Origin of the sequence: Microbulbifer sp. GL-2, from assembly GCF_007183175.1 — a bacterium.
GTDB lineage: Bacteria > Pseudomonadota > Gammaproteobacteria > Pseudomonadales > Cellvibrionaceae > Microbulbifer.
The window spans coordinates 4651189-4670014 of the sequence record NZ_AP019807.1 but is presented as its reverse complement, the minus strand read 5'-3'; the positions used below and the strand labels follow the sequence as shown (position 1 = coordinate 4670014).

2 protein-coding genes are annotated in these 18826 nt (G+C 51.8%); both read left to right on the top strand.

What is annotated here, in order from left to right; genetic code table 11:
• The first annotated feature begins 127 nt into the window (after positions 1 to 127).
• A complete protein-coding gene (locus tag GL2_RS20145; RefSeq protein WP_232053865.1) occupies positions 128 to 13171 on the top strand; it encodes an isopeptide-forming domain-containing fimbrial protein in 13044 nt (4347 codons plus the stop codon).
• Complete coding sequence (locus GL2_RS20140) at positions 13171 to 18378, top strand: OmpA family protein (protein WP_143732519.1); 5208 nt, start codon at positions 13171 to 13173, stop codon at positions 18376 to 18378. Before GL2_RS20145 ends, GL2_RS20140 begins: the two co-directional genes overlap by 1 nt.
• The last annotated feature ends 448 nt before the right edge of the window (positions 18379 to 18826 follow it).

The window sequence follows — 18826 nt, the reverse complement described above, 5'->3', positions numbered from 1 at the left end:
CCTGCTTCACGGCCACTTTTCCGCTCTGTAATTAAAGTTCGCGCACCGGACTGTGTCTGTCCGGCGGCGATGCTCCTGAGCATTGTCAAGGATTTTTGAAATAGAAAAGCGGCGGCAAATAGTGACGATGATGTCAGAAGTAATTGGGCGGAAATCCTGGAATAACTTGCTTACTGGCTTGGTGCTATTGTGCATCTGGGCAGTCGTGTTCGCGCCAAAGGCTTTGGCTGATCACAATTGCCCCTCATCTCCCGACAATCCAGCAACATTCAATATTTTGGATCACCGCAGCAGTAACAGCTGGTGTGAATTGTGCGGCGATGGTCAAGTAACCATTGAAATTGACGTGCCTGGAATCCGTAGTGATTTTATGGGTACGCAGCATATTGAAAATATTGTCGTGACGGAAAATCTGGGTACTTCTGAGTTGGAGTATATTCCGGGTTCCACACGAGTAAGTTCTGGTTCCGTACTGAGTGAACCCACAATAAGTGGTACCACTATTCGCTGGGATCAAAATGACCTTTCCGCGCTTGCCGCGCGCAATGAAAACACCACTATGACGATTACCTTTGGTGTTCGCAGTAGGGCTGACCGCGAAGAGGACTTGGTTAACAATAACCGTACCCTGACAGCTACATCAACCTTTGATTACTGTAGTTATCCCACTACTACAGATACAGACAGTATGGAGTTACCCATACGTGAACCCTGGCCATCTATGGATAAGCGGGGACGGAATATCGACGCGGCCCAGACCAACTATACCAATGATGTTTATGGCAACATCAATGATGATGTTATCTGGCGTATTGCCATCTCGAATGGTGGTACCGCCGATATGCAGGATGTGCGTTTTGATGATTTGATGACTAATCCCAATATGGACATCAATTATGCCTGTCCAAGCCAGAGTGCAGCTCTTTCGGTTGCGAATAACAATGGAGTAAATCCTGCAGGATCTGGATGTGTACCTGCGAGTAACAGCATCAACAACTTTGAGTTGAGTGGAGATTTCTCCAGTGGCCCCGTACGCACTGATATTCCCGCAAACTCGACATTGAATATCTATCTGGTGGGCAAGGTAAATACCTCTTGTAGCAATGGCACAAATACAGTTTCAGACTTGCAGTGGGGCTGTGAGATTGATAATGATACTGGTGTGGGTGGTGTTTTTGATCCGGCCACAGCAAGCGCTCCGATGGCTGACTCAGAGCAAATGTATGCACAGGTAGCCACTGATCTTAATATTGCCCAGGCTATTACAGGAGCAAATCTTAACCAGCCATTGGGCTCTGCTGGCTTTGTGACGATTACAATCAACAACCGAACGAATGGATCGGTTAAGGATATTCAGTTTGTTAGTGATCTGCCCGATGAGTACGTGGTAGACACGACCTATACGCCGCAAATTATCAGTGAACGTCGTGGTGAAGATGATCACAATGCGAACTATAGCTCCACTTATCCTGGCAAAGTGGATACCTTGGAATGGCGTGTGGGGACTAATTGGAATCAATGGGATCCAGACCCTTTAAATAATAATAGGCCAGAATTCCGTTTGTTGAGCAGCACCGAGCATCCCAACTATCCGGATCAACGGCATATGATGCGCTATGGAGATGAAATCCAGATTCGTTTCCGTATTGTTACTATCGAGCCTAATTTCTATGACAAGATCGCCGACCTAGATATTGAGGAGGAATCGGCTGCTAATAGTAAAGATCCAAACAGTAATATTCGCCTGTCGGACAACGTTTTAAGTATTGATTATGACGATTTCTGCCCGGGTACAAATCCACCCACCCAGGTTGAAAATCAGTCGGTGACACCAGATCCGGAAGATCTCGATATCAGTACGGTTCATCCTCTGTATATTGTGAGGGACAGTGGTACTTCCGAGCTGATAGTGGATGTGACCAACAATGGTGGTCACGATGCGGACAACTACGGTGTATACGTCACCTTTGGTGAGGCCATGCGCGTACTGTCCAATAACCGCGCCTGTACGGCAATGGGTAATCCCAACCCTGGCACGGTGCCCACACACCCTCTGTGGAATCAGCCGGCCTACCTGCCAGCCTCGTCGACTGTTTATCATTGCTCAAACTTGGGGGGAGTGATTGAGCCGAATAAAACTGAGCGCATTGTTTTCCAGGTGGAGAAAAACCATTCTGCCAGTGACGACGATTTAACATTCCGTGCCGATGTAGTGGGTGAAATTACCCTTTCTGATGGTACACCTCTGGATTTTCCGGCGCCAGTAGAACTGAACCAAACAACGCCCAAATTGCAGCTTGCCAATAACTACACTCTCGACGGTATGCGCGCGCGGGTAATGGGTTTTAACCTAATTAAGGAGCGCTCTGATCAGTGTAACGAATTAACTTCCGAAGCTGCCTTTCCTAATAGCAGTGTTCTAATCGGTGAAGAATGTCGCTTTGAAATCCAGGCCGGTGGCTGGTTTGGTTTCGATACAGACGGATTTACCCTGATCGAAGTGCGCGATATTGATGTGAACGATGACCTGCCAGATGGTCAGGGATATATTTCCGATGCGCCGCTGAATTGTGCTGATGTAACTCTACCGCATCCAATTTCTCAGACTAACTGTGTGGTAATTCCCAGCGGTGACATTGTGGAAAGCGGAGGTCTGAATATTCCTCTTAGCGAAACAGATTTTCTTTGGGAAGTTACCTCTGAAATTAAAGAGCGGAATCGCTGGTTCCTTGCGGATATGACCACGCGCTTGTTAAATGATCCGATAGATACCGAAAATACCGATCCAAACCAACATGCAAGTCCCAGTATCGACTACGCACGCGCGCAATTTACCGCGGTATTTGATACTGAAACTATTATAGTGGATAACTACAACACCAGTGGTATTTTGACCAATATTGATGGTGTACCCACTACTGTACCGGGCTATCCGGATATTACCGAATGGTCGGAATCAGTTACTGTTTCCGAACCCCATATTGAGGTGGATAAAAAAGTCTGTAATGAAAACCTGTATGGCATCGGGGGCGGTTGTACTAACTTTGTCGATTTCACTAATGAAGGTCATCGAGACCAGACATATATCTTCCGACTGACTTTAACCAACCGTACAGCTGATAGTGGTGTAAATCGCGCTCCCGCCTATGATCTGGTAGTAACCGACACTCTCGATCCTTCTGGACAGATGTGTGTACAACCTTTAAACGCCGATGGTTTGGACAACGATGGAGATAGCTCCTCAGAAACCGCGATAGGCGCTGACGGTTTGGTGGGTATTACTCCGGGCGCTAACAATTACTCCGAAGCTACCCACTGTAGTGATCGTGGAACCCCGGCAATTATTACTTTCTCCTATGAACACTCTACAGCGTTGGAGCGTATAAACCCCGGTGATTCGGTCACTCTTTACTATCGAGTTAAACCGCACCGATCTGTGGCGCCATTGCAGGTGTTCACCAATACCTTCTATACGCGCTATGACAGTTTGGAGGGAGACTATAGCAACCAGAGTTCGCCACAAATTGACAGCGATGTGGATAACGATGGTGTTGGTGATGGCACCCCGGCTGCCGGACGTGCACGTCACTATCAATCTGAAGACGCCGAAGCGCGTATGCAGATTATTGAAGTAAAGGCGGAGCCAAAGCAGGCCCTGCAATTCTCTAATGGCGCTGCCAGTGGTACTAACAGTGATACAGCTGTTGTCGGTGAGGAGGTTCGGTATAAGTTAACTGCGAAAATACCTGCGGCGAAATTGCGCAATTTTGTTATCCGTGATGAGCTGCCCGCAGGCATGCGCTGTATCGAAGGGCAGACAGTAAACCTCAATGCACCGCCTTACGATGCGGCGGGTTTTATTCCCGGTGGGTCTTTTAATGCGACTTGTACCAGCACAGGCACCGCCGATTTTGTCGAATGGGATTTTGGCAATCAGGAACTCACCACGGTAACCGGCAGCCTGTTTGATTTCCCAGTGGAATTTATTGCGCGTATTGAGAACAGCAGTAATACCGATGATGGCGATGTGCTGGGTAACGGTGGTAGCTATACCACTGCACAGGTAGGTTATGTGGATGAAACAGGCGCGGCAGTGGTGGTGCCATTCGACTCCCATGCAATCACTGTAAAGGAGCCGCAGATTCAATTGACCAAGTCATTCGCTGTACCCAATAGCGATGCGGATGACATTCTCACTGTTACCGTAACGGCAGAAAATACCGGCACTGCAGCTGCCTACAATCTACATGTGCTCGACGATCTCACAGGCACCAAGCTGGTTTACCTGGGTAATATCGGTGGTACTGATCCGCCCCAGAATGTCGATATCACTACTATCGGGGCCAATGCGCCTATCTTTAGCTGGAATCGCAGCAATGCGGATTACACTATTGCTGTGGGTGAGACCAAAACCTTTACCTTTAATGTGCGGGTAGAGCAGGGCGTAGAGCCCCATGAAATCTTGGATAACACTATACAGGCCCGCTGGCAGTCTCTTCCTGGAAATGATGTCGCCTTGAACCGCGCAAATACTATTGGCCCGGATGGAGCGGCTGACGGTATGCGTATTGGGGTGTTACCCAATGCTGGCGACGCGATTAACGATTATGAAACCACTGCCAGTGCGCAGACGGAAGTACCGCCGCTACAGTTAACCAAATCTGACCTGGAACCCGCCGTGGTTCCTACCATCGGTGCGCATAAGAAATTCCAATTGGAAATCCGCCTGCCGGAAGGCATCAGCCGGGATGTGGTAATTACCGACCAGCTCGGCAGCCCCGAAGGTTATGTCCTGAGTCACAATACCGATTACGATGTCACGTACGATTTTGTCGGCATTGAAACTATTAATGGCAATGCACCGTCCGAGGCGGCTTTCAACAGCTTCCCCGCAGATAATACCTCTGGCAATGCCACCTGGAATATTGGTGCTGTAGATACGGCCAGTGAAAATGACACTGCGGGTGGTACCCTGGAACCGCTGATCAGGATTACCTATTTTGCCCGTGTGCAAAATGATCTGGCCACCAATAATGCTGATACCCGCCAGAACGGTGCGGCGCTCAGTTATAGCAACGGTGAAAGTGGGGCGGCAGAAAACCTCAATGACAATACCGCTGCAGTTACTGTGGTGGAACCTCTGCTCACCATCAATAAAGCGGTCAGTAATGCAACCAACCCCGGCAATCTTCCGGTGGGTGGGGATGTACTGGAATATGTGATTACAGTTGCCCACGATCCGGCATCTACCGCAGCTGCATTCGATCTCAACCTGGTGGATACACTGCCATCTGAGCTGCAGTTTGATAGTGGCTTTGCCCCGACAGCAATGATCAATGGTGGTGCTGTTGCCGGTTTTGTCGCAACACCTGCCGGGGCTCCCGTTGGGCCTCTTGTGTGGGGGCGTGATAACAGTGATAACACTCTGGACCTGCAGCTTGGTGAAACTTTAGTTATTACCTATCGAACCCAGGTAACAGGAGTATTTGGCTCGCCGATTAGCAACAGCGTAATGCTTGACTGGACGTCCCTTGATGACAGCAGCATTAATCAGCTGGCTTACGAGCGTGATGGTGCCGGCTGCCCGGCAGTATCCGCACCGGACGATTACTGTGAGGGTCCGGCTGAAGCCAGTATCGATACTGTGGACAACACCGGTATTGTGAAAACGGTTGTTGCAGATTCTGATAGCGCTTCTGTAGTAGGCACGCTGAGGGTTGGCGATACGGTTACCTATCAACTGGCCCTGAACCTGCAAGCGGGTACGACACCGGCAGTGACTATTAATGATGCACTGCCGAGCGGATTGGAATTTAATTCCATTGTCAGTGTGAATGGTGATACTGCTGCGCCCTACGACGACAACCTGAATGATTTTGTTTATTCAGCCATTGCTGTGCCCGCGGCAGGGGACACAGGTACGGTCACCTGGAACCTGGGAGATATCCTCAGCAACTTCGGCAATACCAATAAATTTGTTATCGAGTACACCGCCAAAGTAGTGGCGGGTTCGGGTATTGCAGCGCCGACTGCGACCCTGACCAATACAGCCGTGCTTAATTACACCGGCGCTGCCAGTACCCTGCAAGATAGTGCCGACATTACAGTATTGCAGCCGGTGATCGACAGCCTGACAAAAACGGACGCTACCTGGCCAAGCTCCCATATGAATGTGGACCCGGCCAACGATGTGATGCAGTTTACTCTGCATGCCTGTAACTCCGGTTTGGCGCCAGCCTACGATCTGTCCCTGACTGATGACCTGGCTACTCAGATGGATGAGGCCTCCATCGCCAATCTGCAGGTCACTTTGGATAGCACCGTACTTACACAGGGCACCGATTACTCTTACACCGCGCCAGGTAATCGTGGCGACGATATGCAGTTCACTTTCCTGGTGCCTGTCGAAGCGGGAGCCTGCCTGGATATCAATTACGAAATTGGCTTTTATACTGATATTGGCGGTGGCGAAAACTGGGTAAATACCTTCACGGTCAATGAATTCTGGTCACTGTCGGCAAAAAGCGGAGAGCAATATGCTCCTGTTCCACTGGGTACACCCTATCCGATGGGGACCATTGCCACCACAGTTACTGCGCCGCAAAAAACTCTGCAGAGTGCTGCTACGGCAGCGGTGGGCGAAGAAGTGGTTTACCGTATACAGGTTCCAGGTAGTGCAACCACATCGGCCATCTACGATGTGGAAATTACCGATGTTCTGGACCCAAGCCTGGAGCTGATCCAGCTGCAGGAAATTAATGGCCGTGCATTTACCGATAATACCACTAACAACAATATTGCCCTGGCCCTGGATATTATTCCGGCTGGTGCTGTAGCTATTTTTGAGCTGCGTGCCAGGGTTGCAAACAATGCAACGGCACAGGCGGGTCATAATTTCAATAATGAAGCCAGCTATTCCTATGCCGCTACAAGCGGTGGTGTGATTCAAGCCGGTGGCACGGGTACAGCACCGACCTTAACTATCGTGGAGCCGGATTTGTCTGCGACAAATTCTGTGGCTAACCAGACCAACCCCGGTAACGACCCGGATGCTGGCGATATCCTGCGTTTCACATTGGATCTCACCGCGGCAGGTAATCCGGAAAACGCCGCTGCTTACGATTTGCTGGTCAGGGAGCAGTTGTCCCTTGGCCTGGAATTTGTTCCGGGCAGTGTGACCTTTGCCAGTGTCGCCCAAGCTGATCCTACTGTGAGTGGGGATGGCATTAATGCTGCGCAGTTACTGGAGTGGAATCGCTCGAACAGCGACCTGGATATTGCTGCTGGCACTAACAGTCTACTGGTATTTGATGTGCTGGTGCTGGATGAAGTGCTAGCTGAAGCCTCGCTGTCTGCCTCTGCCCGTATTGAGTGGACCAGCCTGGATGAGGACAACAGCAGTCCTTTTGAGCGCAATGGCGCCGATGGTGTTGGTGGCCTGAATGATTACGTGTTGGAAAATATTGCCGCTCAGCTAATCGCTGCCAATGACAGCACAATCAGTAAAACCCGCGTTGACGACAGTTACGGTAGTGCAGATGCACAGCTGCGTATCGGCGACTTGGTGGAATACGAGCTGCGTTTGTCCCTGCCAGAGGGCACCGCTCCCAATACCTTAATTGTCGATACCCTGCCACAGGGGATGGTGTTTGTAGGTACCCAATCAATTAATGGCGTTACCACTGCACCCTTCGCAGCGGCGGCCCCCTTTATTCATAACGATATCGCCGAACCTGTGCAGGCCGGTGATCCCGCTACCGGCCCGACAACACTGAGCTGGAATATTGCACAGCTGATCAACAGTGGTGATAACAATCTCACTAACGATGAATTTATACTTCGCTATCAGGCAAGGGTTCTGAATAAGGATGTACACCCCTGGCCGGCCAGTAATACAGCGTTAACCAATAATGTGGAGTTCACTTTCGATGCTGCCGCCGGTGCCGAGCTGCGAAATGATAGTGATACCCTGGACCTGTTACAGCCGGATCTCATAGCGGCAATCAGCTCTACCCCTGCTGGTGGCACTACCTTGTCTGCCGGTGATATTGTCGATTACACCATAACGATTACCAATAACGGATCAGCGCCGGCCTACGATCCGGTCTTCCGCGACATGATTCCCATTGGCCTGCGCCAGAGCGGTGTCAATGTGCAGTCCCTTACTGTGAATGGCGCTGCAGCAACCATTGTTGCCCCGACTTTTGACAACGCCACCGGTGCGGCAGTTTGGGATTTCTCTGCGGGCACAGGTTATGCCATTAATCCTGGCCAGGTTTTGGAGATGGTGTATCGCGTTCAGGCAGATGCCAATCTGGGGGCGGGTCTGAATCTGCAAAATGCCGCTTATGTCGAGCTGTATTACTCACTGGATGACGATAATTTACCTTCCCTGGGTACGACTGCGGCTAGCATTGATATGCGAGAGGACTACGGTCCTACAGCACCAGTCAGTGTGCAGTTCAATACGCCCAATGCCGCGCCGTTGCTGATTGAAAATACCCAGCCGACAGCCTCTATTGGCGAACCGTTTAATTACCGCATCACTATTCCGGAAACCGTGCAGCCCACAGCCCTGCACGATGTCAGTGTGCTGATGGACCTGAGTACTTCTGCAGCCGACCTGGAATTTGTTGGCGCGGCAAAAGTATCGGGCAGTAACGTATTCACTCCAGAAAATAGTGGATCGGGCACTGCGTTGGTCATTGCTGATGCCACAAACGGCATTGATGTACCGGCAGGTGAACAGGTGGTTATTGATGTGACCCTGCGCCTGCGCGACAGCAATCCACCCAATGTGGATGGGTTGGCATTTAATAATAACGCCAGCTACAGCTATAACTACGACAATGACAATGCCGCCGCGGGGCAGGGTGCCGGTGCCGGAAACACGACCCTGGATATGCAGGTAGTGGAGCCAACGGCCATCACCCTGACTAAAACCGGCCCTGCCAGTATGCAGTCTGGATTGCCAGGTACCTTCACCCTCGACCTTCATAATATCGGCACAGGCCCTGCTTGGGATATTACTGTGACCGATATTCTGCCGGATAAAGATCCCGGTGGTATGTGTGAAACTCCTCCGAATAATTTTGCTGCGCAAATTATTGATGGTGCAGGCACTGCGGTTGCCACTCTGGTAGCAGGAACTGATTTTAATACGGTTTTTGATGAAGCCAGCTGCACTCTGACGATCACCTCCGTGGGAGCGGCGGCCATGCTGGCTGCGGACCACCACCTGTTGTTGAGTTACGATGCCACCCTGGATGTGGATACCATCGATGGCGATACACTGACCAATATTGCCGGTGTGGAACTCTGGCACAGCTGGGATAGCGGCTTACCGGAAGCACGCCAGTACACACGCCCGGAGCCCACTGATGGCACGCCAGGCGTACTCGATCACGAAGATGCCTATACCGTAAGCGCCTCTGTGCCCAAGGTAACTTTCTACAAAACCGTTGAGAATGTTACCCGTGCAGAAAATCCGGCAACTGCGGCCACTCCGGCAGATGTACTGCGCTATACACTCACGCTTACCAACCTGAGTGGTGCAGATGTTAGTGGTATTGAAATTACTGATGATCTGGGTCGCCTGAACAGCCTGCCATTGTTCCAGTCGGGTTCACTACAACTGGTGACAGCGCCGGTGGGTAGCGATAGCAGTGGCTCTGATGCGTCTGCTGGCACACACGGCAGCGGCTTTTTACAGGTGAAAAACCTGGATTTGGCGGCCACAGGAAGCGCTGGTGATTCTGTTCAGCTGGTATACGAGGTCACTTTGGCAGCTGTGATCGACAGCGGTACGCCGGTGTTGAACCAGGCCCAGGTGCAATTGCCTGGCCAGTTGTTGCAGAACAGTGATGATCCCAATATCAACGGTACTGACGACCCTGACGTTGCGGATGATGAAGATCCTACCCAGGTATTAATTGAGTCCGAGCCTCTGCTGGTAATTCACAAAACCTCAGCAGATATCACCGGTGACCCGGATTTACTGATGGTTGCGGATGCTTTGCGTTATACCATTCGCGTGGAAAATGCCGGTAACGAAAATCTCGTTAATGCGATGTTGCGGGACCAGGTTCCGGCAAATACTACCTATGTTGCCGGCTCCACTACCTTAAATGGCACAGCACTTACGGATGTAAGCGGCGCTTCCCCCCTTGCTGCTGGTATGACTATTAATACCGCCGGGGAGGCTGACGGTTTTGTGGGGGCGACTGCAACCGGTGCCACAGCGGTAATAGTCACATTTGATGTTACGATTAATGATGTCAACGACGGTACTATTATTTCCAACCAGGGCTTTGTGAATGGAGAAGGCGCTGGCAGTGGTCCTTTCGATGAAGCCCCGTCGGATGACCCGGCCACCGATGCGCCCAACGATCCCACCATCGATATTGTTGGTGACCTGCCCCTGCTGATTGCCCACAAAACTGTGGCTATTGCCGTGGATAATATTTCCACAGGTATTGTCGATCCCGGTGATGTGCTGCGTTACACCATTGCTATCTCCAATATGGGCGGTGTCGATGCCATGCAGGTGGCGCTGACCGACCAGGTACCGGCAAATACCACTTATGTGACCGGTACCACCACACTGAATGGAGTGGCGGTTGCCGATAATGCTGGTGGAATGTCGTTGCTCAATACGGCCCTGCCGGTTTCTTCCAGCGATCTGACACCTCCGCTGCCGGGTGCCAGTGAAGGTGTAATTACTTCAGCGCAAACTGCCACTGTGACTTTCGATGTGATGGTGAATGCCGACGCAGCCAGAGGTACGGTGATCAGTAACCAGGGCAGTGTTGCCGCCGAGGAATTGCCGCTGGTATTGACCGATGCGGACGGTAACCCGGCCAATGGTGCGCAACCCACACTGGTGGTTGTGGGTGATGCGCAGTTGCTGTCGATCGTGAAGGAAGTTGCAGTTGTCGACGGCGGTGCAGCTGAAGCAGGTACGGTATTGGAATACCTGGTGACCATTGCAAATATCAGTGGTGTGCCGGCGACCGATGTCAAAATCACTGATGACCTGGCTGTTGCTGGCGATGGTGTCCTCACCTATGTTGCTGACTCTGCCATGCTCAATGGCCAGGTTGATGGTGTCACTGTTACCGGCACCCTGATCAATGTGGATTACGCTGGCATTTATGGTGATCTGCTGCCGGGTGAAAGTGCCACGCTGCGTTTCCAGGCAAAACTTTCCGACAACTTGGAGATCGGTTACACGGTACTGAACACTGCAGAGGTGCAGTGGAATGATCCCCCCTCAACCAATCAGGCCAGCGTCGCCATTGATGTGGGCGGTACGCCGGGCATTGCCAATTTAGCGGGTTACCTCTGGCACGATGTGAATTTCAATAACCAGGCGGATGCGGATGAACGCCTGCTGTTGAACTGGGCTGTGGATCTCTATTTCAACGATGCCCTGCTGGAAACCATTCAAACCGATGAAAACGGCTACTTCCAGTTCCAGGGGCTGGTGCCCAACAGCTACGGGGGTATCAGTTATGAAATGCGCTATACCGCACCGGAAGCTGGGGAAAATACCGCATCTCTGGGTAATCCGGTTTCCGACTTCACCAATGGTCCGCAGCGTATCAGTGAGATCTTTGTGGAGTCCGGGGCCAATCCCCAGGATCTGAACCTGCCGCTTACACCTAATGGTGTGGTGTACAACTCGATCCAGCGTGCACCCATTACCGGCGCCACCCTGAGTATGTTACGTGTCAGCTCTGGTCAGGCGTTACCTGACCGCTGCTTTGACGATGATAAGCAGCAGGGACAGGTGACCAGCGCTGGCGGCTACTACAAATTCGATATTAATTTCGACGACGCCGCTTGTCCGGCCAATGCGGATTACCTGATTAAAGTGGAAATTGCCGATGACAATTATGTCGGTGGTGAATCCCTGGTAATTCCCGCGAAGACCAACGGTGAGACCGCTGGCTTTGACGTAGGTGCCTGTCTCGGTAGCAATGCCGATATGATTCCTGGCACGGCTCAGCATTGTGAAGTACAGCTATCTCCAGCGCTCCCACCGTTGGATATAGAAGCACGCGATGCAGCTACCGACTATTACCTGCGCCTGACACTGGACGATGATCAGGTCCCAGGAGACAGCCAGCTGTTCAATAACCATATCGCCATGGACCCGCACCTGGAAGGTGCACTTTCCATTACCAAAACTGCGGCGATGCTGAATGTGACCCGAAGCCAGCTGGTGCCTTACACCATTACCTTTGGCAACACCCTGCCGATACCGCTTTCGGATTTGCAGTTGGTGGACTTCTTCCCCGCAGGTTTTAAATACGTGGCTGGTTCGGCGCGTATGGATGGCGAACCAGTGGAGCCGGTGATGAATGGGCTACAGCTGATCTGGTCCGATCTGCGTGTGGAAGCCGAGCAAACACGTGAGCTGAAACTCTTGTTGGTAGTCGGCTCCGGTGTAGGCGAGGGTAAGTATGTCAACCGCGCGCGTATGTTTAACCAGCTATCCGGCCAGGTTGCATCTGGTGAGGCCTCAGCTACCGTTCGCGTGGTGCCGGACCCCACCTTCGATTGCACCGATGTAATCGGCAAAGTCTTCGACGATAAAAACATGAACGGTTACCAGGATGCGGGTGAGGGCGGCCTTCCGGGTGCACGGGTGGTTACTGCAACTGGTCTGAATGCCACCGCCGATGCTCACGGACGATTCCATATCACCTGTGCGGTGGTGCCGAATGCTGACCGGGGTTCCAATTTTGTGCTCAAGCTCGACGACCGCAGTCTGCCTAGCGGTTATCGTCTCACCACTGAAAACCCGCGGGTAATGCGTGCGACGCGAGGCAAGATGGTGAAGTTTAACTTCGGCGCCAGCTTGCACCGGGTAGTGCGCCTGGATATGGCCGAGGCAGTATTTGAGCCGGGCACCACCGAGTTGCGTCCCCAGTGGCAGTCGCGTATTGAACTGTTGCTGGAAAAACTCAGTGAGGCTCCCTCTGTATTGCGCCTGTCCTATCTCGCGGAAAATGAGGACCCGGATCTGGTGGAAGAGCGTTTGCAAACGATCAAGTCTGAGATTGCCGATGAGTGGGCGCGCAATAATGGCGACTACGAATTGAATATTGAAACTGAAGTGTTCTGGCGGCGTGGGGCGCCGCCCAGCAATGGAGGATTGGATTAATGTCCTCTGTAAAGCGCAATAAAATGGATCGGCCTAGTGCGGTAAATGCTATGGGGAAATCTGCCCGTACTTTTCGCCGGCGCGATCGCTGTCTCGCCACTGCCATCGCCCTGGCTCTGACACTGCCAGCACAGGCCCAGGAGCAAGCCGACACAGAGTCTGTTCCATCCCAGGAAGTCAGCTGGTGGCAGGTGTGGCAAAAAATTCCCGGACTGGCCCCTGAGATTGAAGCGCCCCAGGCGGAGTTCGAAGAGAAATCCATTGGCAGTAACACTGAAGCGATGTTGCTGCACGCTCCCTCCAACCAGTGGCTACAGGATGCGACCACTTTTATTGCTCCCCTGGACCCGATTGTGGTGGAAGACTTTATCGAGCCAATGCCGTTTTACACGGTGAACGATGAAGTTCCTGCGGAGGTCGTGGAATTATTGCGGGAAAAATTGAACGAGCTGGGTGAGACCCCCAATTTCAAGCTGCACTTTATCGGGCATACCGATTCCGACCCGATGCAAAAAGAATTGGTGGCGGACTTTGAAAGCAAGGATGAATTTACCCTGGCCCGCGCCCAATTTGTAGCGGACTTTTTCCAGCAGGCCCTGGAACTGCCTGAGCAGATGATTGCCGTTGAAAGCCGCGGTGATGTGGAGCCGATTGTCGATAATATCACCACCGCGGGGCGGGAACTGAACCGTCGCGTCCAGGTACAGGTGACTTACGATGCGCTGGATGAAGAAGCCATGGCAGCCCGCGCGCGCGCGGAAGCACTGGCATTAAACCGCGTTAAAGTTTGCCGCCAGGAAACGGTATGTAGGCTCAATTACACTGCAGGCACTGAGCAGCGTGCGCGCTTGAAAAACCTGATTACCCCCCTGCGCTTGGCGCCGGGGCAATCGGATCTGCCCGAAGCCTTTGTCCAACGCATTCGTGAGGTGCGATCAAATCTCGCGGATAAAAACAACCTGGTGTTGCACTTTGTCGGGCACACTGATGCCGAACCACTGGATGTGGGCGAAAGTTCGCAAGAGCAGCAAAACCTTTACCTGGAAAAATCCCACAGTGAAGCCCGTCGTGTTGCTCTGGGGGTGCGGGATGCTCTGGGCTTGCCCGATGCCATGGTTACCAGTAGCGGCAAGGGTGCAACCCAGCCTCTCGCTGCTAACGATACACCCAAGGGGCGCTCCCTAAACCGCCGCGTAGAGGTGGAGTTCTGGTACAACGATCCCCTCGAAGTAGCGGCGGATGGTGTGCAGGCTTGTCCTGAGGCAGCTGCCGCGGAAACCATCACTATTGCTTATGATTCCTTACGTGGCGCGATAGCGCCGATTCGCTTTGATAATGGTGACCCCATTATCACCCAGGCGCAACTGACACAGATGCGCACCGCTATGGAGGAAATTTCCAGCAAGGCCAATGTTCGTCTGAGTTTTATCGGTTACAGCGAAAACAAACGCATGGAGCGCCGCGAGGCCATGGTTTATGGCGATGATGTTGGGCTATCCGGCGCCCGAGCCCGCCGTGCCATGGATCAGGTAAAAGAGCTTCTTAATCTTGAAGACACCCAGGTGGAATTCGAAGGTCGCGGTTATGTACAGTCCGACGATGTGGTAGCCAACGGCTTTACCCTGGAGGACGGTGCACGGGTGGAAGTGCAGGTACTCTATGATGAGCTGGCGATCCTGGCGGAGAGCGATCGCCTGGAAATCGAGCGTATTAACCGCGAGGCCATCGCCAACAATCCCTACGCACTCAATCTGATGCGTATTACTGTGGATGGCAGCCCGGAATATGATCCCTACAAAAATTCGGCTGACCTGCAGCGCTGTACCGATATTGCCCTGGATAACGCCAACATCCAGTTCCGCTTCGATAATAAAAAGATGCAGCCGCGTTTGAACGTTACTGCCTGGCCAAACACCATTCGCTATGCGGACAATCCAGATACTGAGCTGAGTGAGAACCGCGTAGTTTTTCGCAGTTATACAAATTACCCATCATTTGTTGAGCGGGCCGAGGTGCGCCTGTTTGAAGAGGGGCAATCCCTGCGCGATACACCTGTTGCCGTAGTGGTGTTAGACCAGTATGGAAAAGGAAGCTGGCAGGCGGAATTTACCGAGTTCCAGGCACCGCTGAAAAAGCTTCACTATGTGTTGCGGGTGTACGATAAAAAAGGTCGTTTTGATGAAACTGCCGAGCAAACCCTGTGGCTGGTGGACAATATTGAAGCGCCCGCCGAAGATGTGAACGTTGCCCAGGAACTGCTGGTTGGGTACGGTGAAAATCGTCTGGCCCGACGAAATATTCCCCTGGACGGCAACAGTGTTTTGGTTAACGGTGCCCAGGTACCTTCGGGTCACACCGTGTGGCTGGCTGGAAATCCGGTACCGGTGAACGACCAGGGTCAGTTTGTTGCCGAGCAGATTTTTGATCCCGGTATGCATACTGTAGAGGTCGCGATTCTGGACGACGAGGGCAACGGCGAGTTATTCCTGCGGGATTTGGAATTTGCCAAGAACGATTGGTTTACCGTGGGTATCGCCGATCTTACTATCGGCTACGACAAAACCAATGGCCCGGCAGCACTGGTTACCGGTGATGAAACCCATTACGACAATTCCGTAAGCTACGACGGTCGCCTGGCGTTTTATACCAGCGGCGGCTTCGGTGAGGGTTGGCGTTTGTCTGCCAGTGCAGATACGGAAGAGGGCCCCGCCGACGATTTGTTTTCCAACTTTATGGAAAAATCCCCGGATGCACTTTTCCGTCGCCTGGATAGCGATCTTTATTATCCCACTTTCGGTGACGACTCTACCGTAGTCGAGGACGCACCTACCTCTGGCAAGTTTTATGTGAAGTTGTCCAAGTACGATGATTATGGTCTGTGGGGTAATTTCAAGGCGACCTATGCCGATAATGAATTAGCGCAGATAGACCGGGCCCTCTATGGTGCCAATGGTCACTTTGAAAGCGACTCCATGACCAGCTTTGGGGAAAAACGCTTCCAGGTGGATGCTTTTGGCGCGGAACCCGGCACCATTGCCGGTCGCGATGAATACCGTGGTACGGGTGGATCGCTGTATTTCCTGCGCCACCAGGATATTTTAAATGGTTCTGAACGCCTGCGTGTCGAAGTGCGGGATAAGGACTCCGGTCTGGTGTTGGGAGTCAAAAATCTCTCCCCAGTGATCGATTACGATGTTGACTATATCCAGGGACGTATCCTGCTAAATAAACCGCTTTCCGCCCTGGCTAACGATAATCTATTAATCCAGGATGGTTCCTACAATGGCAACCCTCAGTATTTGGTAGCTCGCTACGAATACACCCCCGGTTTTGAGGAAATGGATACCCTGGCCTTCGGTGGCCGCGCCCACTATTGGCTTGGTGACTATGTAAAATTTGGCGTTAGCGGTACTCAACAGGACGAGGATGATAATGAAACTGCTCTGCAGGGCTTCGATCTAACCCTGCGCAAAAGTGCCGGCAGCTGGTTAAAAGTAGAAGTTGCAGATAGTGAAGGTGGCAACCTCGACAGTACAAGTTCCCTTGATGGTGGTTTCTCCTTTGATAATGGGCAAACCCTTGACCCCGAGGCTGCGGCAGGTGCAACCAAAGTTGAGGGCAGCCTGCAGCTAGGTGATTTTTTCGAAAGCTTGCGCGGTTCAGGTAACTTTTATCACCAGGAGCGTGAAGCCGGCTTCTCTGGCCCTGGACAATTTGTGCAGGGTGATACCACCCAGTACGGAGCCGGTATTAATCTGCCCCTTGGTGAAAGCTTCGATGTAGGCGTTAAAGCGGATAGCAAGGAAGAGGAGTTTGGACTGCACACCAGTGCCGCAGACTTGACGCTTGGCTACCGACTCAATGATCACTGGCGACTCAGTTCCGCAGTTCGTGAAGACAGCCGTGAGGACTTCTCCTCTGTCGTAGCAGCTACCCAAACCCAGGGTGATCGTACCGATATGGCCGTGGAGGCGAGTTATGATTCCGGTGAAAACTGGAGTGCCTTTGGCTTTGTACAAAACACCATGGAAGTGAGCGGCACCCGCGAGGAAAACAATCGTATAGGCTTGGGCGGAGCTTATCGGGTGAGCGATCGACTCACCATGGATAGCGAAGTCTCCAGTGGCGATACCGGCATGGCGGCGCGCCTGGGTACCGATTTCCTGGTGAGCGACAGAACCAGCCTTTACATGAATTACACCCTTGATAATGAGCGTAGCGATACCGGCGTGCGTGCACGCAAGGGTAATATGAGTACCGGCTTCCGCAGCCGCTACTCCGATACTCTGAGCATGTACGGTGAGGAGCGCTACAGCCATGGTGATGTATCCACCGGCCTGACACATGCCCTGGGTATGGACCTGGCCCCTAACGATCGCTGGACCTATGGCACCACGGTAGAGGCGGGCACTTTGGAAGATCCGCGTACCGGGGCTAAAACTGAGCGTAATGCCGTGGGTTTCAATATGGGCTACAGTCTGGATGCCATCCGCTTGGCCTCTGCAGTTGAATACCGCACAGATGCCATGGAAACCGCACTGGATGAAAATACCGTGACGGAAACTGAGCGGGATACCTGGCTGTTAAAAAATACCTTCAGCTATCAATTCACTCCGGACTGGCGTCTGGTGGGGAAACTGAATTATTCCGATAGCAAAAGCTCCCAGGGGGAGTTCTACGATGGTAAATTTACTGAAGCTGTGATGGGGTATGCCTATCGACCGGTCAATCACGACCGCCTGAATACCCTGGTGAAGTACACCTATTTCTATAACGTCCCAACCCAGGACCAGGTGACGGTAAATAACACCTCGGCAGAGTTTATCCAAAAGAGCCATATCTTCTCCGCAGATGCCAGTTATGACCTCACCCGCCGCTGGACACTGGGAGCTAAGTACGCCTATCGTTTGGGGCAGTTAAGCCTGGATAGGGAAGACCCGGAATTCTTCGATAGCCGCGCTAGCCTCTATGTACTGCGTGCAGACTGGCACTTTGTAAAACACTGGGACTTCCTGATCGAAGGTCGTCTGCTTGACTTACCTGATGCCCAGGATAGCAAGAGCGGTGCTTTGATCGGCCTGTACCGTCATGTAGGCGATCATTTGAAACTTGGGGTAGGCTATAACTTTACGGATTTCTCCGATGATCTCACCCAGCTGGATTACGACAGTCAGGGCGTGTTTGTGAATATTATCGGTAAGTTTTGATTTATGGGCCCGGCTTTAGCTGGGCCCTTTTACTTTTGGTTCTGGTAAAAACCAAAGTAACCCCTACAAAACAAAGTATTTCCATTCGTACTATCTTTTTTGTGTTTGTTTAAAACCAAAAATTCCAGTACTTTCCTGTAAGGTGTGGGTTTTCCTAATCACCCGCAATGATTCCACATCTCAGTCTTAAATGGCACTTTCGCCATTTACTCCTAAGTAAACATGCCATTGAATCATATTGAATAAGTGAGGAGGAACTTATAGGTTATCGGTTACGGTGTGCGTTATTTATGGAATTTTATAGGTGAAGAAACATTAGAAATCAGTAAGATATCAATACTCATGTGATCCAGAACAGAGGGTATGATAATATTTATTCTATTATGAGTAGGTGTGCCATATATATAACCAATTGATTTATTGATGTAATTTTTGCCTGAGGAGAGCT

Coding starts and splice junctions, on each gene's coding strand:
- GL2_RS20145 (WP_232053865.1), top strand. CDS start 128: ATGATGTCAGAAGTAATTGGGCGGAAATCCTGGAATAACTTGCTTACT.
- GL2_RS20140 (WP_143732519.1), top strand. CDS start 13,171: ATGTCCTCTGTAAAGCGCAATAAAATGGATCGGCCTAGTGCGGTAAAT.